Origin of the sequence: Pseudoclavibacter sp. RFBA6 (assembly GCF_002931575.1) — a bacterium.
Classification (GTDB): domain Bacteria; phylum Actinomycetota; class Actinomycetes; order Actinomycetales; family Microbacteriaceae; genus Pseudoclavibacter; species Pseudoclavibacter terrae.
The window spans coordinates 49,606-66,468 of sequence record NZ_PSUA01000013.1 but is presented as its reverse complement, the minus strand read 5'-3'; the positions used below and the strand labels follow the sequence as shown (position 1 = coordinate 66,468).

Below are 16,863 nucleotides of genomic sequence, written 5' to 3'. Positions count from 1 at the left end.
CGCGTAGCGCACGCAAGCTGTCGGCCGCGCGAAGCGGTTATCGCCTGAGCTGCCGGACTGGGGCTTGCGGGGGTTGGTGGGGCAGCGGTTGATTCGAAGGGGGGCATTCTCGGACGAGGTGGAGGCCGGCTGCTGAATGGTTGCTTTCGATGAGCGCTCGAACCCAGGCTTCGTTGAGCTTCGGGGTTCTGCTGCCCAGGAATCTGAAGCGGAGATCGGTGGTGGGGGTAATCCAAACTGATTCGCGCCCACCCAGCTCGTGCGCACGTTGATACGTGAAGGCGACGGTGTGCCCCGCGCGCAGGAGGCTCAGGATGGCGACTCGGAGATGCGCGAGCGACCGGTCTTCGATCTCTATTCCGTGGGCGGTGGACCCATAGTGCAGATATCCCATTGCTTCGCTCCTCGTTTCTCGTCCTCTCTGTTCAGGGTTCTCAATAGGGCCTGGGAATGCGAGGGGTAGAGGAAGCTGGTAGGGGAGTGGTACTCGAGTCCGGTCACATGGCGTGGGGTGCTGGCCTCAATGGTCCTGCGCCGGCCCGGGGGTGGACCGTGGCTCGCTGGTGCTGCGCGACCAGTCTCGAACCGGTTGCTTGAGACGGCGCGTGCGTGCGTGTGATTGCGCGCGCGACCACAGACTGCATCTCACCTTCGGCGAGGGCGCGTCGTTGGAGGTGAGCGCCGGTGCCCTCGCGCAGGATGCGGCGGACGGTCGCGTCCACCGTGCTCAGATCCCCGGTTTGCGTGAGTGCGGGGTGAACGTGGGCCATGAGCGCTCCGATGACGTCCTCCGCGGGCGCGGGGAGGTTTGAGCGGGGATGCACGAGGTCGCCGTCCAGTCCTGACAGGGCCGCCTTCCAGGAGGCCAATCGAAGCAGCGAGACGGAGGCGGCAGGCGGGGGTGTGCCCTCATTCCAGGCGCGAGCCGCGGTCTCGACCAGGGCTCGGATGAGTGCCGCCAGGGCGGCGGCATCGTCGACGAGCATGCAGGTATCCGCGACTCTGATCTCGACGGTCGGATGATTGCGGGAGAGGCGGGCGTCCGCGTAGAGCATGCCGCTGTCGATGATCACCTCCGAGGCGAGTTGCTGCGCTTCGAACGCGTCGTAGGCGTCGACGGACCCGAAGATCTCGGTCGGGCCAGCGCACGGCCACTCGTGCCAGACGATGGAGCGGTGGCTCGCGTGGCCGGTGTCGATGCCAGACGCGAATGGTGAGTTCGCGCTCAGCGCGATGAGCGCGGGCAGCCAGACACGGATGCGGTCGAGCACAGCCACGCCCTCTTCACGCGACGCGATCGAGACGTGGGTGTGCATGCCGCAGGCCAGGTTGTGACGGGCCGTCGCCCCGTACCGGCGCATCATCGTCTCGTATCTGGCCTTGCGAGTCGGGTGCGGTTGCACAGGGAGCGGGGATGTCGCGAGCGCAACGGCGCGCGCGCCGTGCTCTGTCGCGCAGGCATCCGCGTGGGCGCGACCGACCCGGATCTGCGTCGTCAATGAGGTCAGGGACGAGTGCGGCGCAGTGATGATCTCGATCATCTCCTGCTGCATCTCAGCGGCGAGCTCGATACCGTCCGGTCTCGTGTCCGCATCCGCGCTGGAAGCCAGGACCTGCGTTGCGACCGGATGTGGCACCCCGGTCCGTGCATCTACCAGGAGGAGTTCTTCTTCGACACCGAATGTTCGCATGGGTCATCTTCTGCGCACCGTTGGTGAAACAACACGGGCTTGAATTCTCAAACACGGACTCGTATGAGGCCGCGCATCACGGTGGCGCGCTCGTGTCAAGCCGAGATATTGAGAAGGGCCGAAGCCGAGGATGGAGGACATGGACCAGCGCCGCGCCCCAGTTCTCGAAGCCCTTGCTGAGCACCGGCGCCTCGAACGCTACGGCTTCACTCCACCCGGGCACCGGCAGGGGCTCGGCGTGAGCGCTGACACCCTGGAAGTGCTCGGGCTCGACGCCTTCCGCAATGATCTCGTCGCGACTTCCGGCCTCGATGATCGTTCATCCTCGGGGAACGTGCTTCAGGACGCGCAGGCACTCATGGCGGAGGCCGTCGGGGCGGAGCACGCCTTCTTCTCGACGTGTGGCAGCTCCCTGTCGATCAAAGCGGCCATGCTCGCGGTCACGCGCGGGCAGGGTGAGATCCTCATCGGTCGAGATTCGCATAAGTCGGTGACCGCGGGGCTCGTCCTGTCGGGATTGAAAGCTCGGTGGATCACGCCCCAGTGGGATGCGCAGCTTCACCTCGCTCATCCGCCGTCACCTGGGGAGGTCGAGCGGATGTGGTTGCGCTACCCGGATGCGAGCGCGGCCCTGATCGTGAGCCCCACGCCGTACGGCACGTGCGCGGACATCGCTGGTATCGCCGAGATTTGTCACAAGCGAGGGAAACCCCTCATCGTCGATGAAGCCTGGGGAGCGCACCTGCCCTTCCATGACACCCTCCCCACGTGGGCGATGGATGCGGGCGCGGATGTGTGTGTGGTCAGCGTGCACAAGATGGGGTTCGGGTTCGAGCAAGGCTCGGTCTACCATCTGCAAGGTTCGCTCGTCGATCCCGTGCGGTTGCAACAGAGCGCCGATGTGCTCGCAACCACCAGCGCGAGTGTGCCGGTCTACGCAGCCATGGACGGCTGGCGGCGGCAGATGGTGCGCGACGGGAGGGACCTGCTGGAGCGCTCGCTCGCTCTCACGCGTCGAGTGCGCACCGAGATCGAAAGCATCGAGGGCATTCACGTGCTCGAGGAGGAACTCCTCCATGAGGAGGCGTCACACGATCTCGATGTCCTACACATCATCATGGACCTGCAGCAGTTAGGCATCAGTGGCTACCAAGCCGCGGACTGGCTGCGAGCCGAGCGCCGGATCGACGTCGGCTTGAACGACCATCGCCGCATCGAGGCCACCTTGTCCCCGGCCGACAACATGACAACGACCGGACGGCTCCTCGATGCGCTCCGTGACCTGAGCACTGCGGCAGCAGACCTCCCTCACCCTCCCGAGGTTCTCGTGCCGAGCCCAGGCGACCTGGAGCTGGAAACGGTGATGCTGCCTCGCGATGCGTTCTTCGGTTCTGTGGAAGTTGTACCAGCGACGGAAGCTGTAGGCCGAATCTGCGCCGAGCAAATCACCCCATACCCTCCCGGTATCCCAGCCGCGCTGCCGGGTGAGCGCCTGACTCCGGCCGTGCTCGACTATCTGCGCAGCGGGGTCGGAGCCGGCATGGTGCTTCCAGACGCGGCCGATGCGACGCTCGAGACGATTCGAGTGGCCCGTGACTGAAACGCGGCCGCCCAGCTCTTCATGCCAGCCCCTGGCCGGGCTCGGGAATGCAGGCCAGGCATGTGCGGCATAGCTGGAGAGATCCGATTCGACGGCGCGACCGCGAGCCGGGCAGATGTGCGCGCGATCACCGCGAACATGGCATCCCGAGGGCCTGACGGGGAAGGCATGTGGAGCAACGGCTGGGCCGCACTGGGCCATCGCCGGTTGAGCATCATCGACCTCAGCCAAGCGGGAGCGCAGCCAATGGTCCGCGACGACCTCGCGCTCGTGTTCAACGGGTGCATCTACAACCACCGGCAACTCCGCACGCAACTCGCTGCGGTCCATCGCTTCACCTCCTCCAGCGACACTGAGATCATCCTCGCCGCGTACAAGCAGTGGGGTGTCGAGTTCGCGGAGCACCTCGTCGGCATGTTCGCGATCGTGCTCGTCGATACGCGCCGCGATCGCGTCATCCTCGCCCGCGACCGTCTCGGCATCAAACCTCTCTACGTATCCGCCACGAACGCGCGGCTGCGGTTCGCGTCGACCCTTCCGGCGCTCCTCGCGGGTGGCGACATCGACACGTCCCTCGACCCGATCGCGTTGCATCACTTCTTCAGCTGGCACTCCATCGTTCCCGCGCCTCGCACCGTGCTCTTCGGTGTACGCAAACTGCCGCCAGCCACGGTGCGCGTCATCGACCGCTCAGGCCGTACCGTCGATCGCGTCTACTGGCACCCCTCCTACGAGCGCCGCGACGAGCGGAGCCGCTGGAGCGACGAGGACTGGCTCGAGGCTGTGCATGCTTCCCTAACGACCGCCGTACGACGACGACTCGTCTCCGATGTTCCGGTCGGAGTGCTGCTCTCCGGCGGGCTCGACTCGAGCCTCATCGTCGCACTGCTCGCCGAGGCGGGATGCGAGAGCGTCCCGACATTCAGCATCGGCTTCGAGACCGGTCGAGGTGGGGAAGGCGACGAGTTCGTGTACTCGGACGCAATCGCTCACCAGTTCAGCACCGACCACCACCGCACACGTGTCGCTGACTCGGACCTCGCCCAGGCCCTCCCGTCCGCGATCGATGCGATGACCGAGCCAATGGGCACGCAGGACGTGCCAGCCTTCTACCTCCTCGCGCAGCAGGTCGCCGAGCACGTCAAAGTCGTGCAAAGCGGGCAGGGCGCGGATGAGGTGTTCGCGGGATACGCGTACCACCGCGACGCGACCACGGCAGCTGCGGACCCCACGGCTGACTTCCATGGGGCGTTCGCTGATCGGGATCACACGCAGATGGTTGAGCTTCTCGAACCAGGATGGGTCTGCGAGGAAGACGTCAGCCACGCACTGCTGCAGGCCCATCTGACGGCGCCGGGCGCCCAGACCGCAACCGATGCCGTCTTGCGCCTCGACACGCATCTGCTCATGCCAGACGATCCGGTCAAACGCGTCGACAGCATGACGATGGCATTCGGCGTGGAAGCACGCGTCCCCTTCCTCGACCACGAGCTGGTCGAGCTCATGGCAACGTGCCCTCCAAACCTCAAGACCCACGATGGCGGCAAGGGAATACTCAAACGTCTGGGTCGGAACCTGCTCCCCACTGAAGTCATCGACCGCCCGAAGGGGTATTTCCCGGTTCCCGTGCTCCACCACCTGGCCGGACCTGTGCTCGAGCTCGTCACCGAAACCTTGACTGCCCCTGAGGCCCGCCGCCGAGGTGTTCTCCGCCGCGCGTACGTCGAGCGGCTTCTCCGAGAACCAAACCGTCATTTCACTCCCGTCAACGGCAACATGCTCTGGCAGATTGCCGTGCTTGAGCTCTGGCTCCAGCGCCACGGCATCACGGCCTGACCTGGCAAGTCGCGAAAGTCCCCTGTCCCGGACGTGACGGGTTCGGTGTGGTGTCCTCGGAGACGGCTCTGCGCAGCACGCGATACCGCTTCAGGTGAGTCCTAGCAAGGGGCACTTTCTGCGCCGCGGGTCCGCCAGCCTGATGGGTGCAAGGTCCAGTGAGAACGGGGGAGTGATGCCCTATGCCGTACAGCGGAACGCCGAAGCACGGCCGCGACGCTCGTCACGCCATTCGCGACGAAGTTGCACGCCCGCGCCGACTCTGGGACGGAGACCTACGTTGTGCAGAGCTGGGTTCGCTGCTGACTCCTGGGTTGCTCGCCCTTGTCCTTCGGCACCATCCAGACAACGCGGTCTGGGCCGAACTCGTCCCGGAGCTCGTGACATCGGACGACAAGTTCGGGCGCCTTCGTCTCGTTGCTCGGCGAGGTCACACAGCGTTGGGGGCAATCGAACCCCGGTATGCGCGGCACGCTGAACCGCTGTTCTCAACCGTGCTCGACGAAGGCATCACGCACGGCATCGTCGCGTTCTCAGACATCGACGACACAGCGCCACGCGCCCACCTCACCATCGGCGCACGGCACCCCGTCCCTGTCTGGGACTTCCTGCCCCATCCCAGCCTGGGCCGATGACGTTCCCGATCAGAGACCCCGGAGGCGAAAAGTACGAGCGATCGAGGAGCACCTGCCCTCGGCACACGAGTCGGTGCCGGACGCGACATCGCCCCAGCACACGCCGATGCGTCAGATCGTGAGCATGCGCTTCACCAGATCTGCCGCGACCCGGGAGATGGAGAGGTTGTTCGAGCGCGCGTAGCTGCGGATCACCTCGAACCCTTCCTCCGGGGTGATGGAGTGCCGGTAGGCGACGACGCCCTTGGCCTGCTCGATGATCACGCGGCTGGTGAGCGCGTGCTGCAGTTGCTGGCGCACGGTCTCCGTCTCTCGGATCGCTCGCTCCTGCAGGATCCCGATCGTCGCGACGTCAGCGAGCGCACGGGCGGCGACGATGTCGCGCTCCGGCAGCTCACCCGCCTCGGCGCGCAGCAGGTTCAGGGTCCCCAACGTCGTGTCCCGCAGCCTCAGGGGAACAGCGTGCACCGACAGATACCCGTGAGCGAGTGCGCTGTCCTTGAACTGCTGCCACGCAGCGGGGGCGTCACGAACGTCGGCGAGGGACACGGTTCGGCCTGCCGTGAAGCTCTCGATGCAGGGACCGGCAGCAGCGGAGATCTGCATCGTCTCGACGACGCTGGCGGACTCGCTGGTCGACGCCACGATCTCCAGATCCCCGTGCTCGTCCGCGAGGAGGATCCCCGCAGCCGTCGTGTCCAACAGTTCTTGGCAGCGATCCACGAGCGTCTGCAGCAGATCGACCACGTCGTAATCGGCGACGAGCGAGTCCGCGAGAATCGCGAACGTCTCTAACAGCAGCGTTTCGCGGCGATCGTGGCTCATCGTCGTTCCTCGATCCCGGACGGCCCCATATGGAAGGCGATCCGTCCCCCGATGACGTCCTGCGCGACCTCCATCATCGAGCGTCCGGTCGCGAACGCGCGTCCCTGGATGACGAGCTGCGCCTCGTCCGGGGAGATGTCGAGCTGCGCGAGCACGATACCGGTCGCCTGATGGATCGCGCGACGTGAGTACCGACGATCCTCCATGGGTGCGTCCGCAACGCCATCGAGGGACAGGCGCAGGACTTGCTTCGCGAGCAGATCCGCAAGGATCGCCGCTTGCCGCACCTGCCTTGGGCTGAACCCCGCTGGTGTACTCGCGTACATGTCCACCGCGCCGATCGGGAGGTGTCCCACGAACATCGGGAACGCGAACAGTGCACCGACCCGCTCGCGCGAGACCGCATCGACGAACGCCGGCCACCGGTCTGCAGGGAGCGCTGTCATGTTCGGGGTCAGAACAGGCTTCCTCGTCGCGAGAGCGTCCCAGCAGGGGCCCTCACTCAAATCGAACTGCAGCTCATCGATCCGAGCCGCGAGGTCGTTCGACGCGGACACCGTCTCGTTTCCCAGGAAGTCACCGATCGTGGACACGGCCGCGCCCGTCACACGGAACGTCTGCAAGAACAGCTCCGCGGTGCCCTCGACGGACCGCACCGGCGACGACAACGTTTCCGCTGCCCGCTCGAAGGGTTGACGCCGCACGGTGGTCTCCTCAGCTCGACAACTCTGCTCTGGCACGAGCGTATGACGTCACGCTCCGAAACTCAGGACGTAGCCACACCGAACGAACAGTGGTAGCGAATCTGCAGCACGACCACACAGACCCTCGAACACGCCCGACCACCCCGTCTGCGTGTTGCAAAACTAACGGGTTTTGCGATGTCTCACGAGCGGTTGTACGCCGGGGGAGTGAGGCCCGGAAATCCGCGGCACGCGATTCTCGTAACTATGTGTCAGAAGTCGGCCGCTAGAGCCGCGGCGGATTCAGGTGGTGGTCGCAACACCGGACTGGTTAGATGCCATCGAGAGTATCTCGGTAAGCACCTCGACGGGCGTGCGGTAGCCGTGGCGCTTGCGTGGTCGCCGGTTAAGTTCTGCGGCTACGTTCTCGAGGATCCCGGGCCCGTGAAAGCTCAAGTCCGTGCCCTTCGGGAAGTATTGCCGCAGCAATGGAGTGGACCCCAGAAGTTGGACACCGCAATCAAGCGCTGTCCACGAAGGAGTCCACCCTTGTACACGCGAAGCACGCTGACGCGATCAGAGGCCGCGGCCGTAGTCGAGCTGTTCGAAGAAGGGTTCACCGCGAAGTCCGTAGCGCTCGCTCTTGACCTGGTCCCAAACCCTGTCCAAATGTTGTTCCAGCGATGGCAACTCCGAGGAGCAGGGGCACTGGTGACGAGAGAGCGTAGGCAGTATCCGTTCGAGACGAAACTCGAGATCGTTCGGCGCCACGTCGCTGGGGAATCCGGGCGGGCGCTCGCCGAAGAGTTTGACCTGCCCTCACCGACGACCGTCGCTAACTGGACCGTCATCTACCGACGTGATGGTGAGGACGGGCTGCGCCCGAAGAGGCGTGGTCGTCCTCCGCCTATCCAGCGGGATGCGCCCGATGAGGGCGAGTTGGAGACGCTGCGTGCGGAGAACGAACGGCTCCGAGCGGAGGTCGCGTATCTGGGAGAATTGCGGGCCTTGAGGTCACAGGAACGACGCTGAAAGTTCAGGCTGTCGAGGACCTCAAGGCGCACCACCCGCTCTCCCTGCTGCTCTCGATCGCAGAGCTCCCCAGATCAACGTTCTACGACCACCGGAAGCGACTCCAGGCCCCGGACCGGCACCACGATCTCAAAGAAGCCATCCATCGGGTCTTCGAAGACGCCAACGGCGCCTACGGGCACCGGCGTGTTCTCGCTGTCCTGCGAAGGCAGCAGCTGCGGGTGTCGAAGAAGACCGTCCTGAAGCTGATGCGCGCGCTCGGTCTGCACTGCAGGGTTCGGCGCCGCCGGCGCTACAACTCGTTCCGCGGCGAGGTCGGACAGGCCGCCCAGAACGTGTTGAACAGACAGTTCGCCACGAAGAGGAAGAACACCAAGTGGGCCACGGACGTGACCGAGTTCACGATCGGATCCTCCAAGATCTACCTGTCACCGATCCTTGATCTCTACGACAACCGCGTCATCTCCACCAGGGTGGGCCCCTCACCCAGCGTCAAGATGGTCACTGACGGGCTATGCACAGCGATCAACGACCTCGAACCGAGCGAGCGACCTCTGGTCCACTCTGATCAGGCCTTTCAGTATCGGCACGCCCTCTGGCAAGACACATTACGAGACGCTGGACTCACGCAGTCGATGTCTCGCAAAGGCACCTGCCTCGACAACGCTGCAATGGAAAGCTTCTTCAGTCACCTCAAAGAAGAGTGGTTCCGCATCCGAGAACCGCAGACCCTCACCGAGTTCCACGCAGGGCTCTCCGAGTACTTGACCTGGTGGAACTCGGCACGAATCCAGAAACGCCTCGGCTACCTCAGCCCCGACGAATACCGCTAACACGCCCTGACAAGACAGTAGGGTTCATATCCGAGTCCAACTTTCGGGGTCCACTCCAGCAAACGGTTGGTGTTCTCGTTCGAGCCGCGCTGCCAGGGCGAGTGCGGGTCGCAGAAGTAGATCGGCATGCCGGTCGCGAGGGTGATCTCTTGGTGACGGGCCATTTCTCGCCCTCGATCCCAGGTCACCGACCCGCGCAGCTGCTCAGGCGACGTCTTCATGGCCGCGATCATCGCGTCCGCGACAGTTCGCGACGTGTGGTCGCCAGGTAAGTGGAGCAGCATCACGAACCCGGAGGTCCGCTCAACGAGAGTCCCGATCGCGGACCTCATTGCCGTTGCGCCGAGGATGAGGTCTCCATTCCCAATGGCCCGGGACGGCACGGTCCTCGATCTCGGGCGGGCGGTCAGCGATCGTCACCACCTCTCTGAACCTGCTGACGCGGGGTCCGTCAGGGCGCCGGGGCCGCCGTATCGCGCGTCCCGTCCGCAGGTCCGATGCGAGCTCGGTCCGCAACGACCCGCGCCCCTGGACATACAGGGCCTGGTAAATCGTCTCGTGCGACACCTGCATCTCCGGATCATCGGGGTGCTCGAGCTTGAGCCGGCCCGCGATCTGCTCGGGACTGAACCGGTCGCCGAGCATCGAGACGACCTGTTGACGCAACGCTAACTCGTCGAGCTTCCGCGCTCTCGGCCGACGACTCCGAGCCCATGTCTGTTCCTGCGCGATCGAGGGCACATACCGATCCTTGAAGATGTTCCTTGCGAGCTCTCTGCTGATCGTGGAGGGAGAGCGTCCCAGGATGGCCGCGATGGCACGTATACCTCGCCCACGCGCGCGCTCGAAGGCGATCTCTTCCCGTTCACGCAGCGACAGCGACCCCGCGCGAGGCGTAGACGAACCCGATTCCAGAGTTGGCAGCACGTGCCGATCATCACGCAGCCACCGATGCGCGGTTGCCCGGGACACCCCCTGAAGCCCGAGCAGCGACCGCGATCGTCAAGCCAGCCCGCAACCCAGCCCAGAAGACCAACTTCACCCCCACCGGCAACGAAGGACGACCCATCGCCAACACCCCACAGAGCTCAAGGTGTTGCACTCACCACCTGAATCCGCCCGCGTTACCGACGTTGGTTTTGCGACAGGAGAACTGTGCCCAAACTCATCGGCTACGCCCGAGTCTCAACCCGCCGCCAGGACACCGACTGGCAAGAGGTCGACCTTCGAGGGGCCGGCGTTCGTGCCGACGATCTCTACGTCGACCGGGGCGCTTCAGGCGCACACGCATCGCGCCCTGCCCTCGACGCAGCCCTACGCTCCTTGGAGAGTGGCGACACCTTCGTCGTCACCACCCTCGACCGCCTCGGGCGCTCGACCGGCAACATGCTGACGCTGGCCGAAGAGCTGCGTGCCGAGGGGGTGGCGCTGCGCGTCCTCAACCTCGGCGGGGGAGACGTGGACACCTCGACACCGATGGGGTCCATGGTATTCACCGTGATGGCGACGCTCGCCCAGATGGAACTCGAGATCAAGCGCGAACACGTCCTGGACTCCGTGAACAAGCGTCGAGCCTCCGGGGCCCGCCTCGGAGGACGACCACGGAAGATCACGGACAGCCAACTGCGCAACGCTGCCCAGTTGATCGCCGCCGACGTGCCGGTGGCCGAAGTTGCCCGGAACCTCGGCATCTCACGCGCAACGCTGTACCGGCGACTACCAGAGACCAAACCAGCAGTCGTGGAGCTGCCTGAAGTCGCAGGGGGAACGCACCCTCCGGCACTTCACGGCCTGACTTAAGCGCCTGTAACCACATCACAGGCGGACACCACCCTAACCGCGCGCCGTTCAAGGCAGAGCATGCCCGGGCTGTCTCGAAACTTCGCTGCGTATGAGACACATGAAGACAGACTCCTGCATGCTCGGAGGAGGATGTGTTTTTGAGCTAGTGGCCGTTGGCGCGGGCGATCATGTCGCCAATCGCGCTCAGAACCGCCACGACGCGCTCGACGGGCTCACCGCTGGGTCCGAAGACGAGCATCGCGAGGAACGCGACGACGACCAGGAACACTCCGATGAGGGTTGCGAGCAGCGCGGTGGGGTTCACCTTGCCGACGAGCTCAGGCAGCAGGTTCATCATGTGGACCTCCACTGAGTTCGGCGCACGAGCGTGCGCCAGGATTCACCGCCTGGGACGGGCGGTGAGCTTGTCGAATGCTCGGCACTAAGCAATCGTGAATTCGGGGCTTCCGTCTGCATGACAGAAGAGCGAGCCAGCAGGGCCGCCTGCGCCCGAGCATGAAAAAAGCCGACACGAGGTGTCGGCGTCGCATCCGCGGGTAGACGGATCATCAATACAAAAAGAAAGTGCCGGGTTTGCCACTTTTCCGGTAGCCACACAGCTCCATGCTCACGGTAGGAAGTCGGTGCCGAGCAAGAGAACCTCGGGCCGTTCCTGAGGAACTGTGGCATCTGGCCCGTTCGGGGAGACGTCTCCCCGGAAGCTCGATCATCGCTCGAAAGGCAGTCACACTGCAACCCCCGCTGCGGATCGCCTCATCTTGAAGCTACTGGGTGACATCGCTCACGCGTCAAGACCTGCACCGATCGAGCTGGCAACGAAAAAGGCCAACCGCGAGGTTGGCCCTAGGCGGAGCGAACCAGCAATTCTATTGCAGAGGTGCGACATCCGCGCAAACAGTGGGATGTCTATCCCTCACATCTTCAACGTACTGGGTGAAGACAGTGGGGCGTCAAGGTCGCCCTGGAACGAGAAGAGGCCAGCTCGTGGCTGACCTTTGAGCGCAGAAATCCGCGTAGGGAGATTATCGCTCGATTTCCGCGGCGACGTCAAGACTCAACCTCGAGGCTGCGCTCGTTAGACCCGTGCGTGGAGAGCTTCGACGCGGGCGTGGATATCGTCGCGGACGAGGCGCATGCGGTCCATGCCTTCGATTCCGCGCTCGGCGGGCTCGCCGGTGATCCACGTCTCGATCACGACGCCGGGCGTCTCGGGGACGCGTGCTTCTGCGCCGAGCACGACGATGAGGTCGGCCGCGTCGATCATCTCCGGGGTGAGCTGCTTCGGGTGTTCGTCTCCGACGCTCACGCCGATCTCGGCGAGCGAGTCCACGGATTGCTGGTTGAGGGCAGTGCCGGGCTTGGTGCTCGCGGAAGTGACGCGCACCTCAGGGCCAGCGACGGAGCGCAGGAGAGCTGCGGCCATCTGGGACTTGCCGCCGTTTTTCTGGCAGACGAAGACGATGTTGCGGGGACTGGAGGTCATCGGGTCGCTCCGGTGATTTCGTTGCTGGTGAGGAGGCGGCGAGTGAGTCGAGCGCGCCGGGAACGAGGCTGAAGTAGGCCCACGAGCCGCGCTTCTCGCGGGCGAGAATGCCCGCCTCGACCAGGATCTTCAGGTGGTGGGAGACGGTGGGCTACCCGAGTCCGAGCGGCTCCGTGAGGTCGCAGGCGCACGCCTCCTCGTCGAAGGTGAGCTCGGTCACCTCTGTCTAACGTGTGGACTGCACAGCGAGTCGGGTTGCTCCGAAGGTCTGAAGCAGCTGTGGTGCCCCTGATAGGCGGATGCCTCTGATGCCTCAGCTGTGGCCTATGCATCACGCTGGCGCCACCAGCAGCTTCACCAGGACTAGCCGCGTAACCTGCGCCGCGCAGTCAGAGCGCCGCGTCGCTGCTGCGCTGTTGACGCGCCTCGGCTGTGCTTTGAGCGAGGCGGGGTCCTGCTGGCTACTCGTCTGAGATGTTTGCGGAGCTTTCCAACAGATCTTGGACGAATGACTTGTCCTCCGCTGAAACATCGGCCGTCCAGTGGATGATGAAGATCTCTCGCACCTGTATGTCGGTTTCTATCTTTTCCTTCGAGGCGTCCCGGCCCGAGGCGTATCTGAAAACTTCCGCTTGATCGCTCTTCGAGGCTTCAACGCAGGTGCTTGTGACGCCGCAGACTTCCGACGTGACATCCCGCTGAGAAGTCAGAATAGTGGGAGCCTCCGTGTCCCAGACTCCAGCCAATGTGACCTCGTGGCGCAACGGGCGCTTCCGTTCGTGGTCCATGCCGGGCCAGCGAAAGAGGGCGTTGCCGACACGAGGCTTGCACCGACCGCCCCAGCCGCCGGCTCAGCCCACCTTCGAATTGTGAAGTTCATATGCACCTATCGTTGGCGGCCGCCACTTCAAGTGCTAAGGAAACGGCGCGCCACTGTATCTTCCGCGTTGACGATCGACGGGCATCAGTGCCATGAAATATTCGGTACTTCTGTCCATGTGCCGAACTCGCCGGATTCGAGACGAATTGCGGTTTCCAGGACCTTCGATCGCACCAAGCCACTCGTTCAAGTACGGCCAGGGAAACCCTGTGGTCTGATCGATGACCCGAATGCCTTGTCTTGGGCCTCTCGTTTACGCCTCGGAAGCCAGGGCTTTGAGATCGTTGACGGATTTGCTGGAATGCTTGCCCGGTGGGACCGCAATAGCACCAGCCTTGTGGACCTGGTCGCGTGAGGTATCGAGTGGCCGTCTCGATGGTGCCGGACGAGTTCGTAGGGGCTGCCCAGCCAGCTGGACTACGATTCAGCTCAGCAAGGTCGCCCAGCCCCCGCGGCCAGGTCTGCTGCGAGCGAAGATGAGCTCGCGCAACCTGCCCCATCCATTTCGTGGAGCTGTGCCTGAAGGCGGACTCGACCCCCGTGTTGAACATTGATCCCTGCTGTGCAGCTGTTCCCCTCGTGGCGGCTCGACCGTCGCTGTTGTTGCGACTCCACCAGGCGTCGGCAGGCCGCCCACTGGTGATGGCAGCACGCGTCCCCGCAATGCACAGCGCCGCACTCAGGGCTGTCCTTGACCGACAGGACGCAAAGCGCAGGAAGAGCCGGGCCACAGGACGGGACCGCATGACGGTCGAAGGGATTCTGTGGTCCGTGTTCCACGAAGAGGGCTCGTGTGCGCTCGTGCGCCTTGGGCGGCTCGTCGTCACCCGGCGGATTGCATCCGATCCGGGTTGTGGCGTCGGTTCCGACATCCGCGAAGGGTCCAGTCATGGAACCTGTCGCAGTCGGGCTGTCCGAGCCTGTGCGCAGGGGCATCCTACGATGACCGCGCCGCGATGTCTCGGCCCGCCGGCTACGCCTGACGGGTAGTGCTGCGGGCCAGCTCGGAACGCTCTCCAGCTGCTGTACCCGTCAGCCACTGTTCGGATGGACAGTCTGTGAGCGGCGGAAGGGTGAATTCGTATCTGACGGTTTGTTCGGCCCGGTTTTCTATGGATCTCACGCTCAATTGAGTTCCATTCCTTATTGTGCCATTTTGGGCTTATCTGCGATCTTTTTGAATAGATGTCAAAGTAGCGAAGTCTGGTTATTCTTCTCTCATGCGAGTAGGGTTTTCGTAGAGCATCAGGTTCCACAGGTGGGGTGGCATTCGGGGGAATGCGCAGCCTGCGCCCGGCGCTCTGTGGGTGGATCTGCTCCGTTCAGATCCACCCACTTCATGGGTGTTGGATCGGAAGCGTTCGCAGCTCGGGTCCTTCTGTATGCATCGTCTCGATGCTGTGTCACTTGGGCGCGAACGCTGCGATTCCGCCTGGCCCGTGTGCATCGTTCGGCTTCTGCTTCGGAGAGCCAACTCAGTGTTCTGCGTGCCGCGTCCGGAGACCGGACGGCTGGAGCTGCCGATGCGCACGGTCGGCGCCGATGACCCGAGTGGCGTGGCCGCGATCAGGGCGTTGGTCGAGGAGGTGACCGGATGCGCGGCCGGCCTCACGTTCGCGGGAGCAGTGAGGAACGTTGTCTCGTCGCCGCGGGACGGGTACGAGTGCCCGACTCCGAACGCCTACTTCGGAGTCTGGGCTTCACCCAGCGAGCCGAGCGTCGACGGTGAACGGCTTGCGGTCGGTGTGAAGTCGAAGCTGCGCGGAGCGGTGTCGCTCGTTGCGCCCGAGGGAGAGCTGGGTCGCGCTTGGGGATCGTCTAGGTTTGTCCGGTGATGATGATGTCGAGGTGGGCAGCGTGTGCGCTCCTCGTGTCGCTTGCCGCCGGAGTCCTGGCGGTAGTGCTTGCCGCGTCTCGCCTGGACTGGGCGACGGGACTCGCAGTGTCCGTCGCGCTCGCGGCTGCCTGGACTTCCGTCTGGCTGGTGCTCGGCGACCACAAGCGCGATCGGGAACGGCTCGAGGACGTCACCGAGCTCAGCACGAGGCGCGCCGACCAGGCGTCGGTGCTCAGCCACGAGCTGCGCACCCCGCTCGCGGTCATCCAGGGGGCCGGCGAGCTGCTGGCCGAGGAGAGGGCTGGTCCGCTCACTGAGAAGCAGGCGGTGTTCGTGCACCGGATCGTCGACAACGCGGTCCGCATGCACAACTTCTCGGAGCAGCTGCTCACCCGCGCGCGCCTCGAAGCGGGCCTCGTGTCCATTGAACGCACCTGGGTGGATCTTCGGGTCCTGTTCCGCGGCGTCGTGGAGGAGCTGTCCGAGATCTCGGACGTCACGGTGGTGCTGGATGCGCCCGGCGCCCCCGTGAGCGCGTTCGTCGACCCGCAGCTCACGCGCCAGGTCATCACGAACCTCGTCAACAACGCGGCGAGAAGCGAATCCGCTGGCGGTCGCGTGGAGGTGCGTATCGTTCCAGGGGACGACGAGGTCATGATCTCCGTCAACGACGGGGGTACCGGCATGAGCGAGACGCAGCGGGAGCGGCTGTTCAGCCGTTTCTCGAGCGGTCGGCCGCTCGGCAACGGAACCGGGATCGGCCTCTTCATCTCGCAGCAGTTCGTGGAGCTCCAAGGGGGACGCATCCACGTCGACACGATCTCCGGGAAGGGGACCACCATGATGTTCACGCTGCCGCTGGCCGACCCGTCGCTTCGGCGGCGACGGCGGCGGCGATGACCGCGCAGAGCAGCCTCGCGTTCGTCGTCGACGACGAGCCTGCGATGCTCGACATCGTCACGTTCGCGCTCGAGACGCAGGGGTTCACGACCGAGTCGTTCCGTTCAGCGGAGGCTGCCTGGTCCGCGCTCGAGCGATCGCGCCCCGACCTCGTGGTGCTCGACATCATGCTGCCGGGCATCTCCGGGATCTCTCTCTGCCAGCGCATCAAGGCCCGATGGGAGGTGCCCGTCATGCTGGTCACGGCGAAGGGCGAGGTCTCTGACCGCATCGCCGGTCTGGAAGCGGAGGCCGACGACTACGTCGCGAAGCCGTTCCACCCCCGCGAGCTCGCCCTTCGAGCGCAGCGACTGGTGCGGCGCACGGACTCGTCCCGCATCGTCGTCACCGCTGGCATCCGCCTCGAACTCGACCCTGGCAGCCACGACGTGATCGTCGGGACCGAGCGGGTGTCGCTGACGAACACCGAGTACAAGCTGCTTGCCGCGCTGATCGCCCACCCGAATTCGCCGCTCGACTTCTCGCAGCTCCTGCTCATGTGCTGGGGCGAGTACGACCGCCACGGCGACCGGGAGATGATCAAGGCTGCGATCTACCGGATGCGCCACAAGCTCGAAGCCACGGTGCCTGGCAGCGCCGCGGCCATCGAGAGCGTGCGCGGCACGGGCTACCTGCTGCGTGCCGACCGCTGACGGCTGGCGACTCCCGCCGAGCGCCGGCCCGCATCCGCTTGGTGACGAAGCTGTCACCGAGCATCACCAAGCTGTCACGGACGCAAGCGCGCCCCGCTCCTAGCGTTGGCATGGTCAGGCACAGCGCCCTGAT

General features: G+C 64.7%; 16 protein-coding genes and 2 pseudogenes. 8 read left to right on the top strand and 10 right to left on the bottom strand.

Annotated elements, in window-relative coordinates; genetic code table 11:
* Positions 1–497: 497 nt before the first annotated feature.
* Positions 498–1,691, bottom strand: a complete 1,194-nt coding sequence (locus tag C5C17_RS13750; protein WP_104253955.1) for a glutamate--cysteine ligase — start codon at positions 1,689–1,691, stop codon at positions 498–500.
* A gap of 130 nt (positions 1,692–1,821) precedes the next feature.
* Here C5C17_RS13750 and C5C17_RS19090 point away from each other — a divergent pair, with 130 nt between their 5' ends.
* Together C5C17_RS19090 and C5C17_RS13740 are read left to right on the top strand one after the other, a co-directional pair.
* The gene (locus C5C17_RS19090) at positions 1,822–3,291 is read left to right on the top strand and encodes an ornithine decarboxylase (RefSeq protein ID WP_308471315.1); all 1,470 of its coding nucleotides are present in this window, start codon (positions 1,822–1,824) and stop codon (positions 3,289–3,291) included.
* A 60-nt stretch (positions 3,292–3,351) separates the two neighbouring features.
* Complete coding sequence (locus C5C17_RS13740; RefSeq protein WP_104253954.1) at positions 3,352–5,127, top strand: N-acetylglutaminylglutamine amidotransferase; 1,776 nt, start codon at positions 3,352–3,354, stop codon at positions 5,125–5,127.
* 746 nt (positions 5,128–5,873) lie between these two features.
* Here C5C17_RS13740 and C5C17_RS13730 read toward each other — a convergent pair.
* The 3 genes and pseudogenes from C5C17_RS13730 to C5C17_RS18975 all read right to left on the bottom strand — a co-directional run.
* The gene (locus C5C17_RS13730; protein ID WP_104253952.1) at positions 5,874–6,587 is read right to left on the bottom strand and encodes a GAF and ANTAR domain-containing protein; all 714 of its coding nucleotides are present in this window, start codon (positions 6,585–6,587) and stop codon (positions 5,874–5,876) included.
* Positions 6,584–7,291, bottom strand: coding sequence for a GAF and ANTAR domain-containing protein (locus C5C17_RS13725; RefSeq protein ID WP_181028607.1), 708 nt, complete (start codon positions 7,289–7,291; stop codon positions 6,584–6,586). The genes C5C17_RS13730 and C5C17_RS13725 overlap by 4 nt, the downstream gene beginning before the upstream one ends.
* A gap of 282 nt (positions 7,292–7,573) precedes the next feature.
* Positions 7,574–7,759: pseudogene (locus tag C5C17_RS18975) on the bottom strand (IS30 family transposase); the annotation flags it as partial.
* Between the two features lie 60 nt (positions 7,760–7,819).
* Here C5C17_RS18975 and C5C17_RS13715 point away from each other — a divergent pair.
* Complete coding sequence (locus C5C17_RS13715) at positions 7,820–8,302, top strand: helix-turn-helix domain-containing protein (protein ID WP_104253950.1); 483 nt, start codon at positions 7,820–7,822, stop codon at positions 8,300–8,302.
* Positions 8,269–9,135 carry an IS3 family transposase gene (locus C5C17_RS13710; protein WP_146079182.1) on the top strand — a complete coding sequence of 289 codons (867 nt, stop codon included), beginning with the start codon at positions 8,269–8,271 and terminating at the stop codon, positions 9,133–9,135. Before C5C17_RS13715 ends, C5C17_RS13710 begins: the two co-directional genes overlap by 34 nt.
* Here the strand turns inward: C5C17_RS13710 and C5C17_RS19135 are convergent.
* Both C5C17_RS19135 and C5C17_RS13700 read right to left on the bottom strand, forming a co-directional pair.
* Positions 9,132–9,467, bottom strand: a complete 336-nt coding sequence (locus C5C17_RS19135) for an IS30 family transposase (RefSeq protein WP_104253948.1) — start codon at positions 9,465–9,467, stop codon at positions 9,132–9,134. The genes C5C17_RS13710 and C5C17_RS19135 overlap by 4 nt on opposite strands.
* Positions 9,439–10,062 (bottom strand): IS30 family transposase, encoded by a 624-nt coding sequence (locus C5C17_RS13700; protein ID WP_181028606.1) that lies wholly within the window; start codon positions 10,060–10,062, stop codon positions 9,439–9,441. Before C5C17_RS13700 ends, C5C17_RS19135 begins: the two co-directional genes overlap by 29 nt.
* A 228-nt stretch (positions 10,063–10,290) precedes the next feature.
* Here C5C17_RS13700 and C5C17_RS13695 point away from each other — a divergent pair, with 228 nt between their 5' ends.
* Positions 10,291–10,935, top strand: a complete 645-nt coding sequence (locus C5C17_RS13695) for a recombinase family protein (RefSeq protein ID WP_104253946.1) — start codon at positions 10,291–10,293, stop codon at positions 10,933–10,935.
* Between the two features lie 145 nt (positions 10,936–11,080).
* Here the strand turns inward: C5C17_RS13695 and C5C17_RS13690 are convergent, their stop codons facing one another.
* From C5C17_RS13690 to C5C17_RS13675, 4 genes and pseudogenes are all read right to left on the bottom strand, one after another.
* On the bottom strand, positions 11,081–11,275 hold the full coding sequence (locus C5C17_RS13690; RefSeq protein WP_104253945.1) for a hypothetical protein: 195 nt from the start codon (positions 11,273–11,275) through the stop codon (positions 11,081–11,083).
* 738 nt (positions 11,276–12,013) lie between these two features.
* A complete protein-coding gene (locus tag C5C17_RS13685; protein WP_104253944.1) occupies positions 12,014–12,421 on the bottom strand; it encodes a low molecular weight phosphatase family protein in 408 nt (135 codons plus the stop codon).
* Positions 12,422–12,458: 37 nt separating this feature from the next.
* A pseudogene (locus tag C5C17_RS18970) lies at positions 12,459–12,617 on the bottom strand (ArsR/SmtB family transcription factor); the annotation flags it as partial.
* A gap of 265 nt (positions 12,618–12,882) precedes the next feature.
* A complete protein-coding gene (locus C5C17_RS13675; protein WP_104253943.1) occupies positions 12,883–13,209 on the bottom strand; it encodes a hypothetical protein in 327 nt (108 codons plus the stop codon).
* 1,615 nt (positions 13,210–14,824) lie between these two features.
* On the opposite strand from C5C17_RS13675, the gene C5C17_RS13670 reads away from it, so the two are divergent.
* From C5C17_RS13670 to C5C17_RS13660, 3 genes are read left to right on the top strand one after another with little or no spacing between them, the layout of a single operon-like run.
* Positions 14,825–15,136: a hypothetical protein gene (locus C5C17_RS13670; RefSeq protein ID WP_104253942.1), complete on the top strand. Its 312-nt coding sequence runs from the start codon at positions 14,825–14,827 to the stop codon at positions 15,134–15,136.
* Positions 15,136–16,038, top strand: coding sequence for a sensor histidine kinase KdpD (locus tag C5C17_RS13665; protein WP_104253941.1), 903 nt, complete (start codon positions 15,136–15,138; stop codon positions 16,036–16,038). Before C5C17_RS13670 ends, C5C17_RS13665 begins: the two co-directional genes overlap by 1 nt.
* On the top strand, positions 16,035–16,730 hold the full coding sequence (locus tag C5C17_RS13660; protein WP_104253940.1) for a response regulator transcription factor: 696 nt from the start codon (positions 16,035–16,037) through the stop codon (positions 16,728–16,730). Before C5C17_RS13665 ends, C5C17_RS13660 begins: the two co-directional genes overlap by 4 nt.
* Positions 16,731–16,863: the final 133 nt, after the last annotated feature.

Excerpts from the sequence above, each read along its gene's own strand:
- C5C17_RS13750 (WP_104253955.1), bottom strand. The coding sequence starts at position 1,691 with ATGCGAACATTCGGTGTCGAAGAAGAACTCCTCCTGGTAGATGCACGG.
- C5C17_RS19090 (WP_308471315.1), top strand. The coding sequence starts at position 1,822 with ATGGAGGACATGGACCAGCGCCGCGCCCCAGTTCTCGAAGCCCTTGCT.
- C5C17_RS13740 (WP_104253954.1), top strand. The coding sequence starts at position 3,352 with ATGTGCGGCATAGCTGGAGAGATCCGATTCGACGGCGCGACCGCGAGC.
- C5C17_RS13730 (WP_104253952.1), bottom strand. The coding sequence starts at position 6,587 with ATGAGCCACGATCGCCGCGAAACGCTGCTGTTAGAGACGTTCGCGATT.
- C5C17_RS19135 (WP_104253948.1), bottom strand. The coding sequence starts at position 9,467 with ATGAGGTCCGCGATCGGGACTCTCGTTGAGCGGACCTCCGGGTTCGTG.
- C5C17_RS13690 (WP_104253945.1), bottom strand. The coding sequence starts at position 11,275 with ATGATGAACCTGCTGCCTGAGCTCGTCGGCAAGGTGAACCCCACCGCG.
- C5C17_RS13685 (WP_104253944.1), bottom strand. The coding sequence starts at position 12,421 with ATGACCTCCAGTCCCCGCAACATCGTCTTCGTCTGCCAGAAAAACGGC.
- C5C17_RS13675 (WP_104253943.1), bottom strand. The coding sequence starts at position 13,209 with ATGGACCACGAACGGAAGCGCCCGTTGCGCCACGAGGTCACATTGGCT.
- C5C17_RS13670 (WP_104253942.1), top strand. The coding sequence starts at position 14,825 with ATGCGCACGGTCGGCGCCGATGACCCGAGTGGCGTGGCCGCGATCAGG.
- C5C17_RS13665 (WP_104253941.1), top strand. The coding sequence starts at position 15,136 with ATGATGATGTCGAGGTGGGCAGCGTGTGCGCTCCTCGTGTCGCTTGCC.
- C5C17_RS13660 (WP_104253940.1), top strand. The coding sequence starts at position 16,035 with ATGACCGCGCAGAGCAGCCTCGCGTTCGTCGTCGACGACGAGCCTGCG.